This window comes from Methylovorus sp. MP688 (assembly GCF_000183115.1).
Lineage (GTDB): Bacteria > Pseudomonadota > Gammaproteobacteria > Burkholderiales > Methylophilaceae > Methylovorus > Methylovorus glucosotrophus.
The window spans coordinates 2,809,791-2,826,973 of record NC_014733.1 but is presented as its reverse complement, the minus strand read 5'-3'; the positions used below and the strand labels follow the sequence as shown (position 1 = coordinate 2,826,973).

Annotated in this window: 19 protein-coding genes and 1 tRNA gene; 3 read left to right on the top strand and 17 right to left on the bottom strand. The window is 55.7% G+C overall.

Annotation, left to right across the window (positions count from 1 at the left end; all coding sequences use genetic code 11):
* Positions 1-152 precede the first annotated feature (152 nt).
* Genes hemL through MPQ_RS13375 form a run of 3 tightly spaced genes read right to left on the bottom strand, consistent with a single transcriptional unit; the run spans position 153 to position 2,879 of the window.
* Positions 153-1,439, bottom strand: a complete 1,287-nt coding sequence (hemL, locus tag MPQ_RS13385) for a glutamate-1-semialdehyde 2,1-aminomutase (RefSeq protein ID WP_013443504.1) — start codon at positions 1,437-1,439, stop codon at positions 153-155.
* Positions 1,436-2,062 carry a thiamine phosphate synthase gene (gene thiE / locus MPQ_RS13380; RefSeq protein WP_013443503.1) on the bottom strand — a complete coding sequence of 209 codons (627 nt, stop codon included), beginning with the start codon at positions 2,060-2,062 and terminating at the stop codon, positions 1,436-1,438. Before thiE ends, hemL begins: the two co-directional genes overlap by 4 nt.
* Entirely contained in the window at positions 2,049-2,879 is an 831-nt protein-coding gene (locus MPQ_RS13375; RefSeq protein WP_013443502.1) for a hydroxymethylpyrimidine/phosphomethylpyrimidine kinase, read from the bottom strand. Before MPQ_RS13375 ends, thiE begins: the two co-directional genes overlap by 14 nt.
* A gap of 136 nt (positions 2,880-3,015) precedes the next feature.
* Between MPQ_RS13375 and MPQ_RS13370 the strand changes: the two genes are divergently transcribed.
* The 3 genes from MPQ_RS13370 (at position 3,016) to MPQ_RS13360 (ending at position 5,009) form a co-directional block, all read left to right on the top strand.
* Positions 3,016-3,180, top strand: coding sequence for a rubredoxin (locus MPQ_RS13370; protein WP_013443501.1), 165 nt, complete (start codon positions 3,016-3,018; stop codon positions 3,178-3,180).
* A 94-nt stretch (positions 3,181-3,274) separates the two neighbouring features.
* A complete protein-coding gene (locus MPQ_RS13365; RefSeq protein ID WP_013443500.1) occupies positions 3,275-3,571 on the top strand; it encodes a hypothetical protein in 297 nt (98 codons plus the stop codon).
* Positions 3,572-3,587: 16 nt separating this feature from the next.
* Positions 3,588-5,009 (top strand): 3'-5' exonuclease family protein, encoded by a 1,422-nt coding sequence (locus MPQ_RS13360; RefSeq protein WP_013443499.1) that lies wholly within the window; start codon positions 3,588-3,590, stop codon positions 5,007-5,009.
* Positions 5,010-5,068: 59 nt separating this feature from the next.
* On the opposite strand, the gene MPQ_RS13355 is transcribed toward MPQ_RS13360, so the two are convergent.
* From MPQ_RS13355 to MPQ_RS13285, 14 genes are all read right to left on the bottom strand, one after another.
* Positions 5,069-5,142: transfer RNA gene (locus tag MPQ_RS13355), tRNA-Gly, on the bottom strand.
* Positions 5,143-5,242: 100 nt separating this feature from the next.
* Positions 5,243-5,770 carry a hypothetical protein gene (locus MPQ_RS13350; protein ID WP_013443498.1) on the bottom strand — a complete coding sequence of 176 codons (528 nt, stop codon included), beginning with the start codon at positions 5,768-5,770 and terminating at the stop codon, positions 5,243-5,245.
* A 16-nt stretch (positions 5,771-5,786) separates the two neighbouring features.
* The gene (locus MPQ_RS13345) at positions 5,787-5,993 is read right to left on the bottom strand and encodes a CsbD family protein (protein ID WP_013443497.1); all 207 of its coding nucleotides are present in this window, start codon (positions 5,991-5,993) and stop codon (positions 5,787-5,789) included.
* 159 nt (positions 5,994-6,152) lie between these two features.
* A complete protein-coding gene (locus tag MPQ_RS13340) occupies positions 6,153-7,256 on the bottom strand; it encodes an aromatic ring-hydroxylating dioxygenase subunit alpha (protein ID WP_013443496.1) in 1,104 nt (367 codons plus the stop codon).
* A gap of 31 nt (positions 7,257-7,287) precedes the next feature.
* Complete coding sequence (locus tag MPQ_RS13335) at positions 7,288-7,926, bottom strand: DapH/DapD/GlmU-related protein (RefSeq protein ID WP_013443495.1); 639 nt, start codon at positions 7,924-7,926, stop codon at positions 7,288-7,290.
* Positions 7,923-9,053: an aromatic ring-hydroxylating dioxygenase subunit alpha gene (locus MPQ_RS13330; protein ID WP_013443494.1), complete on the bottom strand. Its 1,131-nt coding sequence runs from the start codon at positions 9,051-9,053 to the stop codon at positions 7,923-7,925. Before MPQ_RS13330 ends, MPQ_RS13335 begins: the two co-directional genes overlap by 4 nt.
* A 28-nt stretch (positions 9,054-9,081) precedes the next feature.
* Positions 9,082-10,305, bottom strand: a complete 1,224-nt coding sequence (locus MPQ_RS13325; RefSeq protein ID WP_013443493.1) for an FkbM family methyltransferase — start codon at positions 10,303-10,305, stop codon at positions 9,082-9,084.
* Positions 10,302-11,033, bottom strand: coding sequence for an acetyltransferase (locus tag MPQ_RS13320; RefSeq protein ID WP_013443492.1), 732 nt, complete (start codon positions 11,031-11,033; stop codon positions 10,302-10,304). The genes MPQ_RS13325 and MPQ_RS13320 overlap by 4 nt, the downstream gene beginning before the upstream one ends.
* Positions 11,034-11,052: 19 nt before the next feature.
* On the bottom strand, positions 11,053-11,808 hold the full coding sequence (locus tag MPQ_RS13315; RefSeq protein ID WP_013443491.1) for an SDR family NAD(P)-dependent oxidoreductase: 756 nt from the start codon (positions 11,806-11,808) through the stop codon (positions 11,053-11,055).
* 2 nt (positions 11,809-11,810) lie between these two features.
* Positions 11,811-12,581, bottom strand: coding sequence for an SDR family NAD(P)-dependent oxidoreductase (locus tag MPQ_RS13310; RefSeq protein WP_013443490.1), 771 nt, complete (start codon positions 12,579-12,581; stop codon positions 11,811-11,813).
* Complete coding sequence (locus MPQ_RS13305) at positions 12,578-13,633, bottom strand: ketoacyl-ACP synthase III (protein ID WP_041362464.1); 1,056 nt, start codon at positions 13,631-13,633, stop codon at positions 12,578-12,580. Before MPQ_RS13305 ends, MPQ_RS13310 begins: the two co-directional genes overlap by 4 nt.
* A gap of 3 nt (positions 13,634-13,636) precedes the next feature.
* The gene (locus MPQ_RS13300) at positions 13,637-13,861 is read right to left on the bottom strand and encodes an acyl carrier protein (protein ID WP_013443488.1); all 225 of its coding nucleotides are present in this window, start codon (positions 13,859-13,861) and stop codon (positions 13,637-13,639) included.
* 204 nt (positions 13,862-14,065) lie between these two features.
* Complete coding sequence (locus tag MPQ_RS13290; RefSeq protein WP_013443487.1) at positions 14,066-15,208, bottom strand: DegT/DnrJ/EryC1/StrS aminotransferase family protein; 1,143 nt, start codon at positions 15,206-15,208, stop codon at positions 14,066-14,068.
* A 3-nt stretch (positions 15,209-15,211) separates the two neighbouring features.
* Positions 15,212-16,900: a tetratricopeptide repeat protein gene (locus MPQ_RS13285; protein WP_049821949.1), complete on the bottom strand. Its 1,689-nt coding sequence runs from the start codon at positions 16,898-16,900 to the stop codon at positions 15,212-15,214.
* Positions 16,901-17,183: the final 283 nt, after the last annotated feature.

Here is a 17,183-nt window from a genome sequence, read left to right as displayed (position 1 = left end):
GGAGTTTTTTATTGGTGCTTGCTGTCCTGCGTGGCCGAAATTATCGCTGGGCCATAAAATATTTAGCGGAACCTTCAATGTTACCGTTAAAGGGTTATAAGTTCAATCACATAGGGCTAAAAAAGCATGAAACCCTATGTAGTGAAAGCGGCTTACTTTTTCCAGCTGGCAAAAATCTTTTCTGCAGCGGCGATGCTGAGGTCGATTTCCTTGTCGCCATGCGCTGCTGATACAAACCCAGCCTCAAACGCTGAAGGTGCCAGATAAACGCCCTCATCCAGCATGGCATGGAAGAAGCGGTTGAAGGCTTCTTTGTCAGACTGCATCACGTCAGCATAGCTTTGCGGCACCTCGGCGCTGAAATACAGGCCGAACATCCCGCCCACACTTTGTGCACTAAATTCAATATCGTGCGCTTTTGCTGCATTTGCAAGGCCCTGCACAAAACGCTGGGTGCTGGCTTCCAGCGCTGCGTGGAAGCCAGGTGCCTGTATCAGTTTCAGCGTGGCCATGCCCGCAGCAACCGCCACCGGGTTGCCAGATAAAGTGCCTGCCTGGTAAACCGGGCCAACGGGCGCCAGACACTGCATGATGTCGCGTCGACCGCCGAAAGCCCCTACGGGCAGGCCGCCACCGATGACTTTGCCCAGTGTTGTCAGGTCCGGGGTAATGCCATAGCGCGCCTGTGCGCCACCCAGCGCCACGCGGAAACCGGTCATCACTTCATCAAAAATCAGCACTGCACCGTGCTGGGTACATTGCGCCCGCAATGCTTCCAGAAAACCGGCTGCCGGGGCGATCAGATTCATGTTGCCCGCAACTGGCTCTACGATCACACAAGCAATTTCGTTGCCAATCTCCGCAAACAGCTGTTCGACGGCAGTGATGTTGTTGTATTCCAGCGTCAGCGTATGCGCGGCGACTTCAGGTGGCACGCCTGCCGAGCTTGGCGTACCGAAGGTTAAGAGGCCGGAGCCCGCCTTCACCAGCAGGGCATCGGCATGGCCGTGATAGCAACCTTCAAACTTGACGATCTTGCTGCGCCCAGTGAAGCCACGCGCCAGGCGAATGGCGCTCATGGTGGCTTCGGTGCCGGAGCTGACCAGCCGTAACTGCTCCATGCTGGGGACCAGCTTGCTTACCAGCTCGGCCATATCCAGCTCGCGCGCGGTTGGCGCACCAAACGACAGGCTGTCACCCGCCGCCGTGCGCACGGCCTCGATCACCTCCGGATGGGCATGGCCCAGTACCATAGGGCCCCAGGAGCCCACATAATCCACATAGGCTTTGTCATCTTCATCCCACAGCCAGGCGCCAGCGCCGCGCTTGAAAAATACCGGCGTGCCGCCGACAGAGCGAAAAGCACGAACGGGCGAATTGACGCCGCCGGGAATGAGTTTTTGGGATTGTTCGAAGAGTTGCTGGTTACGAGAGGTCATGATGAGCTCGGTCCATTGTAAAGTCGGGAAAATTGTTGCGCGGTACGGCGGATATCGGAGGATCCCCAGAGGCTGCCAATCACCGCCAGCATGTCGGCACCGGCGGCAACGGCCTGAGGCGCGTTGTCCAGCGTGATGCCGCCGATGGCGACTTTGGGCACGGTCAATGCCGGATTCATATTGAACAGGCTGAGGGCCGCTTCTGGCGCCTGCGGTTTGGTTTGCGAACTGAAACAGGCACCAAACGCGACATAGTCTGCGCCAGCAGCTTGCGCTTGCAAGGCAAGGTCAATGCGGTTGTAACAGGAGGCGCCCAGCAGCTTGTTGCCGATGCGTTGGCGCGTGGCCGCAATATCGCCATCGGTACCGCCGATGTGCACGCCATCAGCATCCAGCGCCAGGCATAGCTTCACATGATCATTGATGATCAGGGGTACGCCATGCTGCCTGCAGATGGCGAGCAAGGCTTGCGCCTGCGCAATGCGCAGCACGTGCCCGGCTTCTTTGTTGCGGTATTGCACCAGGGTCGCACCGCCGAGAATAGCCTCGATGACTATCTCGCACAGGCGCTCCGTATCGTCCAGGTCCGGGGTGACAGCGTACAGCCCTTTAATTGGCGTCATCCTCTTCATCCCTTGCCCAGAACATGCGATCAGGAATGTATTGGCCCATGCCCGGACGGAATCCGTATTTCAGGGTTTTCCAGGTGTATTCCTGTGCTTCCAGAATGGCTTCTTCAATGGACAAGCCATGAGCGATGCAGGCCGCAATCGCGGAAGTCAGGGTGCAGCCGGAGCCATGGTAGCTGCCCGGCAGGCGTTCCCAGTTATAGGCCTTGATCAGGCCGCTTTCGCCGTACAGCGTATTGATGACTTCCTGTGAACGCTCGTGGGTGCCGGTAATCAGCACATATTCGCAGCCCATGCCGAGCAGGCGGTCGGCGCTTTCATCCAGCGAGGCATGTTCGATGGCATCGGAATCATCATCATGAAATGCCAGGCGACGCGCTTCCAGGCTATTCGGCGTAATCATGGTGGCCTGGGGGAATAGCAGGTCTATCATCGCTGCCTGCATTTCTTCATTCGCCAGTTCGTCGCCGCGGCCAGAGGATAAAACCGGGTCGATCAACAATGGCACATCCGGGTAATCAGCCACGATTTCGGCAATGACGGCGACATTTTCCACGCTACCCAGCATGCCGATTTTAAAGGCGGAAACCTGCATGTCTTCCAGGATAGTGCGCGCCTGGTCATTGACCCAGTCGGCATCAAACATCATGACATTTTCGACGCCCACGGTATCCTGTACAGTAATTGCTGTTACAACAGAAAGCGGGTGGCAGCCTATGCTGGCCAATGTCAGCAGATCAGCCTGCAAGCCTGCGCCACTGCTGGGATCGGTAGCGGCAAAGGTCATCACGGTAGGGGGCATCAGATTCATGGTGTTGGTTCCGGGTGTTGACCGTATCAAGGTGGGCGGTGAGATGCTTAGAGGCGCTGACAGTGCGCTGGTTCTGCTATCAAGAATGCTATTTTAACTTAAATTACCCGCTAACAATAAACGAGGAGAAAAGCCCATGAAAACATGGATGTGCAATATTTGCGGCTGGCTGTACGAAGAAGAAAAAGGCTGTCCGGAAGATGGCATTCCGCCCGGCACGCGCTGGGAAGACGTGCCCCCCAACTGGACGTGCCCGGAATGCGGCGCCCGCAAGGAAGACTTCGACATGATCGAAATCTGAGCATGCTGAACTTGCCTGCGCTGGTGAAATCTCATTGCCACCACTGTTCACCAGCCGCTACGCTAGCCGTGGTGGGGCATATGCGCAATCTTTCATGACCGATATACAAAACAGCTTTCAGCTGGAGTTTGTGGCTTATTTTTCCATGCATCTGGAAAACATCCACTTGCAGATAACCGGCAGCAAAGACACCAGGCAACGCGACCGCTACATGCAGCTGATCGAGATGATCAACCAGGCGCCGTTTGATGTGGCTTTGCAGAAATACCAGCAAATTGCCCTGGCGGATGCCGACATCACCATGTTTTCAGACTCGATGATCAAAACCGCCAAACGTCTCGCCTGCCAGGAGCTGGGCTTGCCCGAGACTTCTGCCGACCGTATTGAATAAGGATTAGCTCGCCCGGATGTTACCTGCTTACGTATTGCTCGACCTGGAAACCACTGGCGCCACGCCGCTGGTGGACCGTATCACCGAAATCGCCCTCATCCGCTTTGAAAACGGTCAGGAAGTCAGTCGCTGGCAAACGCTGGTGAATCCCGAGACCGCCATTCCGCCGTTTATTCAACGCTTGACCGGCATAGACGATGGCATGGTGGCAACCGCTCCGCACTTCAAGGAAGTGGCAGGTGAGCTGCTCGACCATCTCGAAGGCGCCGTGCTGTGCGCACACAATGTCCGCTTTGATCACGGCTTCCTTAAAAATGAATTCAAGCGCATCGGCATAGACCTGCGGCAAAAAGTGCTGTGCACGGTCAAGCTGTCGCGCAAACTTTACCCGCAACACCGCAGCCACAGTCTGGATAGCATCATCGAGCGCCACTCCCTGCAATGCGGCGCCCGCCATCGCGCCATGGGCGATGTTGTGGCGCTGGTGGATTTTCTTCGTGCGGCGGAAGCGGAGTTGGGCCCCGTAGTCATCGCACAAGCCGCGCGCGAGTTGCTCAAAGGCCATACCCTGCCTAGCGGGATTGACGCCAGCATCCTGGACGATATTCCCGAAGGCCCCGGCGTTTATCTGTTTTATGGCGATAACCAGCTGCCTTTGTACATCGGCAAAAGCATCAATATCCGCAGTCGTGTGCTGTCGCATTTCAGTGGTGATCATGCCTCCACCAAGGAGATGCGCATCTCGCAAGAGGTCAAGCATATTGAGTGGATAGAAACCGCAGGTGAGTTTGGTGCCCTGATGCTGGAGTCGCGTCTGGTAAAAGAACGCCAGCCCATCTACAACCGCCGGTTACGTCGGGAGCGGCAGCTATGCTCCTGGCGACTGGCAGCCAGTTATGACGCCAGACCCCTGCTTACACTGGTACGTGAAGAAGAGATTGATCCGCCAGAGCTCGGGCAACTGTTTGGCACCTTTCGCAGCAAGCGCCAAGCGGTAGAGGTGTTGCGGCAGATTGCAGAGAACCATGCTCTCTGCCCCAAAGTGCTGGGTCTGGAAAGCGGCAAAGGCCCCTGCTTTTCCCACCAGCTTCGCAAATGCAAAGGAGTATGCGCAGGCAAGGAAGCGGCAGAACTGCATTACCTGCGTCTGCAGCAGGCGCTTGCCGCGCATCGCATGAAAACCTGGCCCTACCCGGGCAAGATCGGCATTCATGAGCGAAATCCCCTCACCGGGCAAAGCCAGCTGCATGTGTTTGAGCATTGGTGTGCGCTGGGTAGCGTTGACGATGAAGCCAGCCTGCACAGCCTCGCCAGCTCAAAGGCGGATCTGATGTTTGATCTGGATACCTACAAGCTTCTGCTGAGAGAGCTGGCCAAAGCCACTGCCAATATCAAATGCTTGGTGACAGGCACAACCATGGTGTCTTCAAGCGTGTAGTCGAGGGAATATTGGGTGGGGCAGCAGCCAGTTGTTCTGGCATGTGAGGGGCAAAAAACTGGAGCGGGCGACGGGAATCGAACCCGCGTATCGAGCTTGGGAAGCTAGCGTTCTACCATTGAACTACGCCCGCATGGGGTCGTATTCTAAATGGCGGGCTGGTGTCGTTGCAAACGAATCCTGCATATTTATCGGCTGGGCTCACGCTTGACGTGTATTCCACGATCACGGACTCAGCTTTTGCCGTAGCGTTTTTTTGCCTGTTCGCGACAGGCATTCTGTTCGTTGCCACTCAAGGCTGAACATTTCTTGAGGGCATCATCCAGCTGGGCTTCGGTACGGTTGTCGGGCATGCGTTCGGCGGCGATGGCGGTAAATGCACTGTCGCGCTCACCCCTTGCCTTGCTGATGCATACGCGCTTGGTGTCTTCTTCTATCATGCCCTGGCAGGTTTGCTTGGCGACGTTGTAATTGGACTCGGCTTTTTCCTGCTCGGCTTCTATCCAAGCCACCTGGCTGCCTTTGAACTGCGCTTCCAGCTCGGCGAGCTGAATATTGCGGTTGGCCCGCGCCTGCTCAAGGCAGACTTCGCTGTCATTGCCACTAACGTGGTCGCACAGGGCTTTCTCTTGTTGATAAGCTTCCTGCACCCGCACTTTGCCCGCTTCATAGTTGGGTTTGCTGATGGGGGCCGCATGGGCGACCGCGCCAATCAGCAACAGGAGCAGGCTGGCATGGCGAATCAGATGATGAGTCTGCATGCATGCTCCTTACGGCTTAATGCCAGGTAGAGTCCCGGCTAAAGCTTTCAATCTGTTTTTCAGCTTCTTCCTTGGAAATGCCGTAGAGCTCCTGCAACTTGCCTGACAGCATTTCGCGGTTGCCCTTGATCTGTTCAAACTGGTCGTCGGTGAGCTTGCCCCACTGTTGACGCACCTTGCCCTTCAGTTGTTTCCAGTTACCTTCTACTTGGTCCCAGTTCATGCTGATCTCCTTTGCTTTTAATGAGAGAGAAATACTGCTTGGTGAGTGTTCAGATTAGAGGGCGCGAGCGCAGGGAGGTAGTCGGAGCGGACTGAATTAATTGTCGGAGAATCCTTACATAGCCTGTCTGGGGCCAGGCAAGCCGCTACAGCATCAGTGTTATTCGAGCGGTTGCAAGCGCGCGTATGTCCTCCGGAAATCGGAAACCCGCTGTTCTATGATCTCGCCAGGGATGGATGGGCGTGTAGCCTGTGCCGACCCTTGCTGGGTGCGCTCACATGCCAGCTTGTCTTCCTGAAAGATAAGATGGGTGAAGTGTATGTTTTCCTTCATGATGGACTGCATGATGATTTTGCCGCGTGGCGTTTGATTATCGAATTTGGCAGAAAATATCTTGGAATAGACGGTGGTGGAGTCAACGCCATTCGGGCGGAAATGCTGGACGTGAAAACTGTACCCCAGAAAAGAGGTAACGGTCAGATTGGGAAATACCAGTCTATGTACGTAGTGCTCGAACATAAAAGGCCATTGGCCTATGTCGTTCTGGTAGCGTGACCAGCGTTCCAGCCACTTTTTATTCGCCTTGTTATTGACGGAGCTGTGACCAGTCGGCGGCATAAATTCCAGCGAGTCTTCATTCTCTTGGCTGAACTGTATTTCGGTGGCTTTTGCCAGACTGGAGCGATGCACCAGGGGGACGTGATATCCCTCCAGGGAGTTTTCGATCACGATTTTCCAGTTCGCCTGAATATGGGATTCGTGGGTATCAATACATTGATCGAGCCCCGCCGATACCTTGGTCAGGAAATCATAGGCATCCCCCAGAAACGTGGGCAGGTCGGAGTCTCCCGGGTTCATGCGCACGAACACAAAATCACCCGCCTTTGCTACTTCCAGTTTTTGCAGATTGAAGGCCTGAGGATTGGCGGTGACGGCAGGAAACGCTTTTTTGCATGGAATGCCGACCGGGGTGCCTTCTGCGTTGTAGTGCCAGCCATGGTATGGGCAGGTCAATGGCCGATTGCCACAGGGGGTGTCATGAATGATGGAATGCCGGTGGCTGCAGACATTGATAAAGGCATGCAGATCGCCATGAAGATTCTGAATGATGACATCACGCCCGGCCAGATTTACCCGCACGAAATCGTTGTGCGCTGCCAGCTCATGCGTCAATCCCGCATATAGCCATTGCTGGGCGAAAAGCTCGGCTTGCTCGCGGGCAAAAATGGCAGGATCGCAATAGATGTGAGGGGCGTTTGTCATCGGAGCGGTTAGCGTGTCGAAAGAGGCGTCATTATTTTTGGAAAAAATAGACCGGGGCCCGAAAGCGCGCATCCAGGAACACGGCGTTTGGGGGCGATGCCGTCAGCGTGGTTGGATAATGGATGGTGGACCATGCGGGTAACACCACGCCGGGGCCAATGACGACGCCCTGAGCCAAGGTGCAGTTCTTGCCTATGCTGGCGCCTTCTGAAATGACGCTCTGCGCGCCTATCCAGCACGAACTGCCAATCTTGGCATCCGCATCAATCTGGGCTCCCTGCATAATCCAGGTATTGGCGCCTATATTGGCGGGGGCGAGAACGCGGGCGCCATGGTCAATGAAGACATTTTCGCGCAGCTTCACGCCATCTGCGATTGACGCCGTGGAGCTGCAGATGGCCGCAATCGCATAGCCCATCCGTTTGACATCCATATAAGCCGCCAGCCGTTGCTGGTTGAGATGCTGCTCATCCCCGGCAATAAAGGCACTGACGTCTTGCTTGTCGAAGGCAGGCAGTGTGGCCAGGGTATACAGCGGGATGCCATGTCGCGTTGCCGTGGTGGCATTCTCGACCACGATACCCACGATGTCGTATAAAGCCGCGTGCTTTATTTCATGGACAAGGCGGGCGAGTGAGGCACTTTCACCAAAAATCAGCAGTTTTTTCATCGGGCAGGGGTGGGCTCGGAGGCGCCTGTCTGGGCCAGATAGGCAGCATGAAAATCAAGAATGCCGGTTTCATAAGCTCCGTGGATGAAATCACTATCGCTGAACGCCAGATTGCGCTGCAAAGCTTCCAGGCACTCGATGTCCTCCTGCAAAACCGTCATGTCACTCAGCAAGTGCTCCCACAGCACCACCGGCTTGTGCGGGAAGTCTGCCAGTGGGCGGGTGAGTGCCACCATCATGTGCATTTCTGTTTTGTCAGCAGCGAGTGGGTTATAGGTTTGAATCGCAAACGAGGTGCCATCCACGATCATGAGGTTGACATTGGGGAACAGATGGAAGGTCTGGTAGCGCCCCTTGCTATCCAGGTGCGTGACCAGGGTTTGCCAGTCCAGCTCGGGGGCGGATTGCATGGCAATGCCGCCTATGGTGGTGGCTTGCGGCAAGCTGGCGTTCTGCGACTGGTAAATGGCATCCTTGCCCTGAATGGACGGGTCACTGGGAATATCGACCCGAAAATGCTTGGGAAAGGTGGATTTATGCAGGCAGGGCACATGCAAGGCATCCTTGATATTTTCCATGCCGGTTTTCCAGTTGAAGTCACCTTCATACCGCGTGTAAATGAACGCAGAATCCATTTGTCCGGTATAGGTCTCCAGTAGCGATACGGTGTGCGCATCAAACTGCTCTTCCATCGGCAAAGGATCTTCACTGAGATTGACGAAAATCAGGCTGCCAATCACTTTTACCGGGTATTGCGCGAGCCGGATGTCTTCCGTTTCTTCCGCGGCAAAATTGAATACCTTGGGATCTTTGTGCGTATGCGTAAGCTGGCCATCCTGGTTATAACACCAGTGATGGTAAGGGCACACCAGGCCGCGGTTGCCAAACTCTTCTGACTGTATGCGTGCCATGCGATGACGGCAGATATTGGAAAACGCCCGTATTACCCCGCCATGGTTTTGCAGCACGACAGGCTTGCCAGCGAGGGTGAGCGTTCGATAATCAAGATGCTTTTGCAGCATGGGGGTAACACCAGCCAGTAGCCACAGACGATTGAAAATCGTCTTTAGCTCCGTGTCGAACCATGCTTTCGACGTGTAATGCTGTGGGCTTAATAAGGGGCGCATGCTGGCACGATATCCTCTTGAGGCAAGATCACACGCCGTAGATGCATAACACGCCCGGCTCCAGGGACTGGTGACGGAGCGATAACTGATAATCCAGCCCGGTTTCTTCTATGTACTTGAGCAGATCAGGGAAATCGGTCGCCTTGTGATAGGCAGATACGGTCAGGGTCGGCCGGTTTTTCAAAATCAGCTGGTTGGCGCCGTGCAGGGCTTCCAGTTCAGCCCCCTCAATCTCGAGGCGCAAGTGGGTCAGCTCGTCCAGCATATCGTCCAGGCGGCATACATGCAGGCCAAAACCGGAGGAAGACGCCTGATCGGTGATGGTGACACCAGAGTCATAACCTTCTGCATACAGATAGGCATTGCGATCAAACACCCCGAGCTCATGGCAGTAAATTGGCTTGGCGCCATGACGTGCCGTGTAGTTGGCGATATTGTTGGAGAGATTGATAAAGTTGGTGTGGTCGGGCTCAAAGGCGTGTACTGCCTTGAATTGGTGTTTAACCCGCTCGGCAAAAATCAGGACTTCCTGACCATCATGTGAGCCGCAGTCGGCATAGACGGTCTGTGCATTGAACTTGAGATCAATGTCTGGCGAAAAGTAACGCTGGCGATAATCACCGCAGTGGAAAGCAAAATACTGGTGATTCATGCTGATGAAGGCGGCGAGCGTGTAGTAGTAAGTCTGCAGCGAAAGATCATCGATCCAGTGGCGTTCCAGCGCCAGGAACTCATCAAAGCGCTCCAGCATGACATCCGCATGCAGGCGATAAGAGCCACCCGCGGCTTCCAGCCCCGGTGCATTGAGGAATTGCTCAACGCGCAATACGGTAAAGCCCGCTTGCTTGAGCCGGACTTTGTAGCGGATGCCCGGATACCAGGTGCAGGTGCGGTCAACAATCAGGCAGCCTTTGTATACTTCCGGATTGGCAAAAAAAGTATCGGCGGTCAGCTGGGTATATCCGGCGATATGCGGATTTTGCAGGTTGTCCTTGTCATCTACATCATGCACCAAGGCTTCAATGCGTCCCCCTTTCAGACGCACCGCTGCTTCAATCTGGTCCAGCTGCTGGCAAAAGCCCAGGCCGCGGGTACTGAAGACAATCACGCGCAATTCGGCGGTATTGTTGATCAATTCCCCGGCCGTTTCCGGGAAGTAGGCATGCCGGTCTTCCTGGCAACGGGCATGGATCTTCAGCAGGTTATCGCGGGCCAGCTGGGTGGCGTTATCGGGTTTTGGTAATGCGCTCATAGGGCTTTGCTTTCGCTATTGGTTTCCGGTTTCCAGTCGAATCGATGGGCTGGATTTCCGATAACCGTGGTATTGGCAGAAACATGTTTGAAGACAACACTGCCCGCCGCGACGACGGCATTTTCCCCTATACGGGATTTGGCAGTAACGACCGAGCCTGGATGAATGCGGGCGCCGCTGGCAATGCTTACATTCCCTGCAATCAGACAGTGGGCGCCGATTTCCACCCAGTCTGCCACATCGGTATCGTGGGCAATCGCGGTGTAGCTGCTGACGGTCACATGCTGGCCGATGCGGCTATCCGGCGACAAACTGGCATAAGGGCCGATGATGCTGCCTTTGCCAATCGCGGCAAAGGTGGAGACCGCTGCCAGCGGATGGACCAGCCGGATAAATTGTGCGCCTTTTTCAATCAGGGGTTCCGTATATTTTCGACGATCCGCCGGGTTGCCTATGGCGCACAAAAACACATCGTCTGCTTCTGGTACATAACTCAAGGGATCCCCCAGCACCGGGTAATCACGCCGGTAACGCAGCCGTTTTTCTTCGCTATAGTCCATGGCGTCAGGCAATTCTGCCGCGTGGGTTGCAAAGCCATCCAGAATGCCGGGGCGGTTATCCAGAAAGCCTTTGATTACCCAATCCAGCTGGTGGGATGGGTTATCAATGGCCATCATCAATACTTCTCTACCGAACCCACTGGCGCCAATAATGATTAAATTTTTCATGCGCTAGGTCAGCTCATCATCAGTGGGTGATCCCGCCATCCATGATCAGCGTGGTACCGGTGATCCAGCGACTGGCAGGCGAGAGAAAGAAAATGGCGGCATTGGCAACATCTTCCGGCGTCCCTAGACCCAGAGGGTGAATGGCCCGCTGCTGATCCAGCCATTCGCCAGTAGGCATATTGGCGCCGGAACCATGCAGCATGGGGGTTTCCACCAGGTCGGGTGCCAGGCAGTTCACCCGGATGCCGCGTTTGGCGGTTTCAAGTGCCAGGCAACGGGCGGCGGCAATCAGGGCCGCCTTGGTACCGGCATAAATACTGGTGCCGTGTACGCCTCGCACGGCTGCTGTGGAGGACATGAAGAGAACGGCGCCATCCTTGTTGATCTTGTTCTTCGCCAGCAGCTGGTTGGTGAGCAATTGCGGCGTGAACACATTGATGTTGTAGAGGCGCTCTATGAATTCGCGTTTGGCCATGCGGGCTGGCATGGGGATGGAAATACCGGTGCAATGCACCACGCCGTCGATGTTGCCAGCCTGCTCGACGGTGGCGGTGATGGCGTCATCAGTGGTCAAGTCGCCGAGTATGGTGACGTGACCGCTGCCTGCCAGTTGGCTCAGGGTTTCCTGCAGGCGCTCCGGATTTCTGCCACAGATAATCAGGGTGGCGCCAGCCGCTGCACAAGAAATGGCAATCTGTCGGCCCAGGCCCGATGAGGCGCCGGTGACCAGAATGCGTTTGTTCGCCATGGAAAAAGGATTGTTGATCTGGGTCATGATTATTGCGCACTAATCTGGCAAGTCAGGCCGCCATCCACATACAGGGTGGCGCGCGTAATCCAGCGCGAAGCCGGGGCGAGCAGGAACACGGCGCTGTTGGCGACATCTTCCGGCACGCCTTTCCCCAAGGGTGGTTCGGTCACGGTGGCCATGCTGCCGCCCATGCCTTGTTCAGCCAGGCGTTTCAGCATAGGCGTTTCAATGTAGCTCACCGCCATGTAGTTCACGCGTATCTGTTGTTTGGGCCCCACTTCCAGAGCAAGGGCACGCCCTGCGGGACGCAATGCAGCCTTGCTGGCGGAGTAGATGCTGGACCCTTTGGTGCCTATATGGGCGGCAATGGAGCCTATGAAAACGATGGAGCCTTCTTGGGCAATTTGTTTCTTGGCAAGCAATTGCTGGGTAAGAAGCAAGGGTGCATCCAGATTGATGCTGAAGTCGCGGTGGATGAAGTCTTCATCAATCTGGCGGAATAGCCGAACGGCGGCTGTGCCTGCACTATGTACCAGGCCATCAATCACGCCCGCCTGGCTTACCAGGGCTGCACGCTGCTCGGCGCTGGTAAGGTCAGCTGCCACGCAGATATGGCCTTCACCCGTCATGGCGGCGCGAGTTTCTTCCAGGCGTGCGCTATCGCGTCCGGTGAGCACTACCTGGGCGCCAGCGGCGGCGACGCCAATCGCCACGGCTTGTCCTAATCCGGACGAAGCGCCTGTAACCAATACCCGCTTGCCATGCAGGCTGAATGCTTCAAGGTTGAGTTCGCTCATATTTCAATCAAGGGTGGAAGATAGGCGTTCTCAATGTTCAGAATGCAGGATGCCCAGGATAATCCGACGCCAAACCCAGACAGCAAGAGGCGCTGAGGGCCTTGGGCCAGCGCTTCTTGCAGGCGCGTGTTGATGGTGACTGGAATTGATGCCGAACTGGTGTTGCCAAAATCCTTGAGCGACATGGGGACTTTTTCGGCTGGCAGGCCCAGTTTTTTACGTATGGTTTCGTTGATCATGCGGTTGGCCTGATGGAAAACAAAATAATCAATGTCTTCCAGGCTGAATGGCGAGAATTCAACCAGTTGTGCGACCGAGACAGGTACTTCGCGTATCGAGAAATTGAGAATGGAAGGGCCATCCAGAATCACGTCAGTGCCCTTGCGCGAGATACCATCGGCACCGGGCAGGCGCTCCAGATGGTGCGGCTGTATGGGCACGCGTTGACCACCGGCTTCGATAATGATGGCTTTATGGCCGCTGCCATCGCTCCCCATATTGAAATACATGGGTTGCGCGGTTTCATCAAACTCAAGGGCGGTGGCGGTAGCAGCATCGCCAAACAGCGAGAGCAGGCCGTTGTCCAGCGACAGCGGGTTGGAGGATTTATCGCCCACCAGCATGATGCCGCGTTTCAAGCCATGGGCAGACAGCATGGAGCCCAGGGTAAACAGGCCATAGGCGTATCCTGAGCATCCCAGGTTGATATCAAATGCGATGGTGCTATGTGGCAGGCCAAGCTTGTCCTGCAGAATGATCGCCGTGGCGGGAATCGGATAATCCGGCGATTGCGTCACCACAATCAGGGCGTCAATCGATGACTTTTCCCACCCCAGGCCGGCAATCAGTTTTTCAGCAGCGACCAGGGCCAAATCGGAAAATACCACGCCCTCCAGGCAAACCCGACGGGTTTCTATCCCAATATTGCGAACCAGGCGTTCACGTTCAGAGCGTTGCTCCGGCGGACAATCCTGCACATTGGAGAAAGCACGTTCCGGGACACATGTGGTAAGTCCACGGTAGCGGACATTGTGGAGGACGGATTGAGCCATGGCTTAGGCAACCAATTTATAAATATCGGTGATGGTCTGGCAGTTGGAAAGATCATTGCCGGTGATGGTTTTTTTGTATTCCATATCGCACATCACGATTACCCCCAGCGCTGCGAGCGAATCCCATTCGGGCAAGGTTTCCAGTCTGGTATCTGCCGATACCTCAACAGGCTCCTGAAAATCCACTGCTTCATTGAATTTTTCGATGAATGTTTCAATTGTGCTCATAGCGACCTTTATACGATTTATAGAGTGAGAAGGAAGAGTCTGAATTTATTGTCGTCTTTAAATTTGTTATCGACAATATACCGGATTTATTTAGGGGTATTTGAGCGGCTGCCTTGTGGAACGTGCCTTTGAAGGCCATGCCCGTCGACGCAAAGCGTTCGGTTTCATTAAAACCCTGGCCGTGGATGTGCTTGATTGGCAGGCTCATGCGGTCACCGCCATGGCCACATGCTGGCTCACTTCTGCCATTTGCCCCCTGGTTAGCATGGGGAAAAATGGCAGGCCAATCAGGTCTGCACTTACCGCTTCTGCCGTGGGGGTGGGCAGGTGCACAATCGGGCCCACCTTGGCCGCATGCTGATGCAACAAGGGTTGATACCAGCGTCGCGTGCTGATCCTGCTGACGGCGCATAGCTGCTCAAGCTTGCTGCGACGCCCACTGCTACCCAGCCGCACGCTAAATGTCGTGGGAGCGGCGGGCGCCGGCCCCTGTTGCCAGATCAATGCATCACCGCACGCTTGTTGCAGGGTTTCCCGGTATTGCAGAAACACGGCATGCCGCAGGTCCGCCTGGGTTTGCCAGCTATTCAGGCTGGCCAGTCCGACGGCTGCGTGATATTCGGATAGTTTGGCATTGGTGCCGGCGTAACTGAGGTGGCCCACCGGATGATCCGTATCCGGACTGAGATTAATGCCGAAATTGCTCAATTCCTTGATCATGCGGCGCTGACCGGGTTGGCCCGTCACCACAAAGCCGCCTTCCCCTGCCGCCAGCGATTTAGTGGCATGCATGCTGAAAACGACCGGAATATCCACCGCCTCTACCCATTGTGAGCCATAGGCCGCTGCCGCATCGATTATCACCCTTACGCCATGGCGCTGCTGCCATGCACTCCAGGCTCGCGTGTCCTGCGCCTGGCCGAAGGTCGCCACCGCAATGACGGCCTGGCAATCGCTTTCCCGCATGCAGCCGTCCGCAATGTCTGGGGTCAATAACCAGTTGTCTGGATCAATATCGCAAATCACCGGCAGATGACCCGCGCGCAAAATGGCGGTCAAGCTGGCGACAAAGGTGAGTGCCGGCACCAGCACACGTGACCCCGGCGGTAACTCCAGGCTGCTCAGTGCCAGCTCAAGTCCCGCGGTTGCGCTGCTCACGGTCACCACCTCAAGGGGCAGCGATGCGTGGGTGGAATAGTCTGTTGCCAGACGTTGTTCCAGCTCTTGTACCAAGGGACCAAAATTGGAGTAGTGGCGGCTAAGATCTATCCGGTCCAGAAAGGGTTGCAGTGCCAGCCGGTCGGGCAGTTGGGGAACCAGTAATGGGATGCCTTGGGGATGGGACATGCATTATCCTTTGGCAGGGCTGCCACTGGCCCGCAAGGCCGCCATTTTTTCTTCCTGCGCGGGGGTCGCCACCTGAAAGTCCTGAAACAGGTGTTCACCCAGCAGGTAGTTATGCCAAAGCCTGCGATAGGCTGTTTCCAGCTCGGTGCAGCGTGTCTGGTAATCCATCAATACACTGCCCAGCATGCGCGCGCGAATAACGCTTCGCATGGAGGCAAGCTGCTCGGGGTTATCCAGTAATCTCAGTATGATCTCGATATAGTCGTCATCGCTTTGGGCGATCCAGTCGCTGAACCCCAGGCCGGTCAGGGTGCATGCGGTGGCGGAAGAGACAGCTTCGTCTGCATCCAGCGTTACCACCGGCAAGCCCATCCAGAGTGTATGCAGGGTGGTGGTGCCACCTGACACAGGCGAAGTATCCAGCGCTACATCCACCAGGCTCCCACGTTCCATGAACTCATCCAGCGGGACCATGGGCGAGACGATAATCCGATCCAGCGGCATATCCAGTTCGACCAGACGGGGCTCTATGGTGTGGATGGCATCGTCGATGGTGTTTTCCTGCACATGCAGCAGAAGCTGGATGTCAGGGCGTCGTTCCATGATGCGTTTCCATAATCGCAGCATGTGATCGGTGACTTTACGCGAGCTGTTGAGACAGCCGATGGTGGGCGGATTGCCCTGCAGCATGGGTGGGATTTCCACCAAAGGGGCATGGGCTGGCGGAATATAGCTGGCCATGCATGCCAGGCGATACAGCTTTTCCAGGTAATAGGATTCATGCCCAATCGGATCCGCACTGTAATCCGTCAAGCGGTAATCCATGGCCTGCATGCCCAGCGTGCCGCCCATGTAGCCCAGCCAGGTCACCTGCACAGGCGCGGCGCGGCGGGCGAATACGTAGAGGCGGTGACCGTAGGTATGGCCGGAGAGGTCAACCAGCACATCGATCTGCAGGGCCCGTATCCGTTTGAACAAGGCATCGTCGTCCAGCTTGGACACATCATGCCAGTGTGGCACCAGGGACTTCAGGTGGGCGGTGGTGTCGTCCTCCTGCATCGCGGTGGAGAACACATGCACTTCGACTTGTGACGGGTCATGATGCCGGAAGACGGGCTCCATGAAAAAAGCGATGGCATGGTCGCGCATGTCGCCGGATACATAGCCTACTTTAAGCACGCGATCCGGGTTGCGGTTATTCAGCAGTGGCGGGCTCTGACGGGCCAGCGGGTCGGCAAAGCGCTGGCCCCAGGCCTGGTAAAGCTGGCGCTTGCGTTCGGGGTCGGGCTGGCTGATGGAGTAGATATTGGCGCGGTCTATGGCGTAGGTCGCGTTATCCGGCTGCATCTGCACGGCCTGATCAATAAAGGCGCGGGCTTCTTCCAGCTTGCCCAGGTAAAAATACGAAATCGCCAGGCCGTAAATGGCATCCACATTGTGCGGATCCATGCCCAGCACAAATTCCATGGTCTCGCGCGCTTGCTGGTATTTCATGGTGCGCAGGAAGATCTTGCCGATACGCACCCAGGTGGGGACTTGATTGCCCTCGAGGGAGAGCGAGGCAGTGTATTTGCTCAAGGCCTCAAAATAGTCCTGTCTCGCTTCAGCGTTGAGCGCTTCCTGAAATAATGCGGCAGACTTCGAAGAGGGCGATTGAGACACGTTGATGTTTGGGCCTTGGTCTGTTGTCATGAAGGAGCGTTCGATGCGCCCCAACTCTGGCGAAGACTATATCCTTGGGGATATAGCGTCAAGCCAATTACTCGTGTAATGCATGGACTATTCTGTTCAAGCTTAATCGAAAAAACCGATGAACAAACAATGCAGCACGTGTCTAAAAGTGCTGTTGTTCAAGCGATCGCCCAAGGGGCGGATGCGAGTGTGGATGATTTGCTAATTGCCCATGAACCTACGTAAAATAGCGTTTCTTCGCGGTTTTTTAAACAGCGGTCCCCCTATCCCGGTTTTACTAAAG

Bases quoted from the DNA above. Each gene is read 5' to 3' on its own strand.
- MPQ_RS13300 (WP_013443488.1), bottom strand. From the start codon at position 13,861: ATGAGCACAATTGAAACATTCATCGAAAAATTCAATGAAGCAGTGGAT.
- MPQ_RS13305 (WP_041362464.1), bottom strand. From the start codon at position 13,633: ATGGCTCAATCCGTCCTCCACAATGTCCGCTACCGTGGACTTACCACA.
- MPQ_RS13330 (WP_013443494.1), bottom strand. From the start codon at position 9,053: ATGCGCCCCTTATTAAGCCCACAGCATTACACGTCGAAAGCATGGTTC.
- MPQ_RS13325 (WP_013443493.1), bottom strand. From the start codon at position 10,305: ATGAGCGCATTACCAAAACCCGATAACGCCACCCAGCTGGCCCGCGAT.
- thiE (WP_013443503.1), bottom strand. From the start codon at position 2,062: ATGACGCCAATTAAAGGGCTGTACGCTGTCACCCCGGACCTGGACGAT.
- MPQ_RS13345 (WP_013443497.1), bottom strand. From the start codon at position 5,993: ATGAACTGGGACCAAGTAGAAGGTAACTGGAAACAACTGAAGGGCAAG.
- hemL (WP_013443504.1), bottom strand. From the start codon at position 1,439: ATGACCTCTCGTAACCAGCAACTCTTCGAACAATCCCAAAAACTCATT.
- MPQ_RS13350 (WP_013443498.1), bottom strand. From the start codon at position 5,770: ATGCAGACTCATCATCTGATTCGCCATGCCAGCCTGCTCCTGTTGCTG.
- MPQ_RS13335 (WP_013443495.1), bottom strand. From the start codon at position 7,926: ATGAAAAAACTGCTGATTTTTGGTGAAAGTGCCTCACTCGCCCGCCTT.
- MPQ_RS13320 (WP_013443492.1), bottom strand. From the start codon at position 11,033: ATGAAAAATTTAATCATTATTGGCGCCAGTGGGTTCGGTAGAGAAGTA.
- MPQ_RS13285 (WP_049821949.1), bottom strand. From the start codon at position 16,900: ATGACAACAGACCAAGGCCCAAACATCAACGTGTCTCAATCGCCCTCT.
- MPQ_RS13375 (WP_013443502.1), bottom strand. From the start codon at position 2,879: ATGAATCTGATGCCCCCTACCGTGATGACCTTTGCCGCTACCGATCCC.
- MPQ_RS13360 (WP_013443499.1), top strand. From the start codon at position 3,588: ATGTTACCTGCTTACGTATTGCTCGACCTGGAAACCACTGGCGCCACG.
- MPQ_RS13315 (WP_013443491.1), bottom strand. From the start codon at position 11,808: ATGACCCAGATCAACAATCCTTTTTCCATGGCGAACAAACGCATTCTG.
- MPQ_RS13365 (WP_013443500.1), top strand. From the start codon at position 3,275: ATGACCGATATACAAAACAGCTTTCAGCTGGAGTTTGTGGCTTATTTT.
- MPQ_RS13290 (WP_013443487.1), bottom strand. From the start codon at position 15,208: ATGTCCCATCCCCAAGGCATCCCATTACTGGTTCCCCAACTGCCCGAC.
- MPQ_RS13340 (WP_013443496.1), bottom strand. From the start codon at position 7,256: ATGACAAACGCCCCTCACATCTATTGCGATCCTGCCATTTTTGCCCGC.
- MPQ_RS13370 (WP_013443501.1), top strand. From the start codon at position 3,016: ATGAAAACATGGATGTGCAATATTTGCGGCTGGCTGTACGAAGAAGAA.
- MPQ_RS13310 (WP_013443490.1), bottom strand. From the start codon at position 12,581: ATGAGCGAACTCAACCTTGAAGCATTCAGCCTGCATGGCAAGCGGGTA.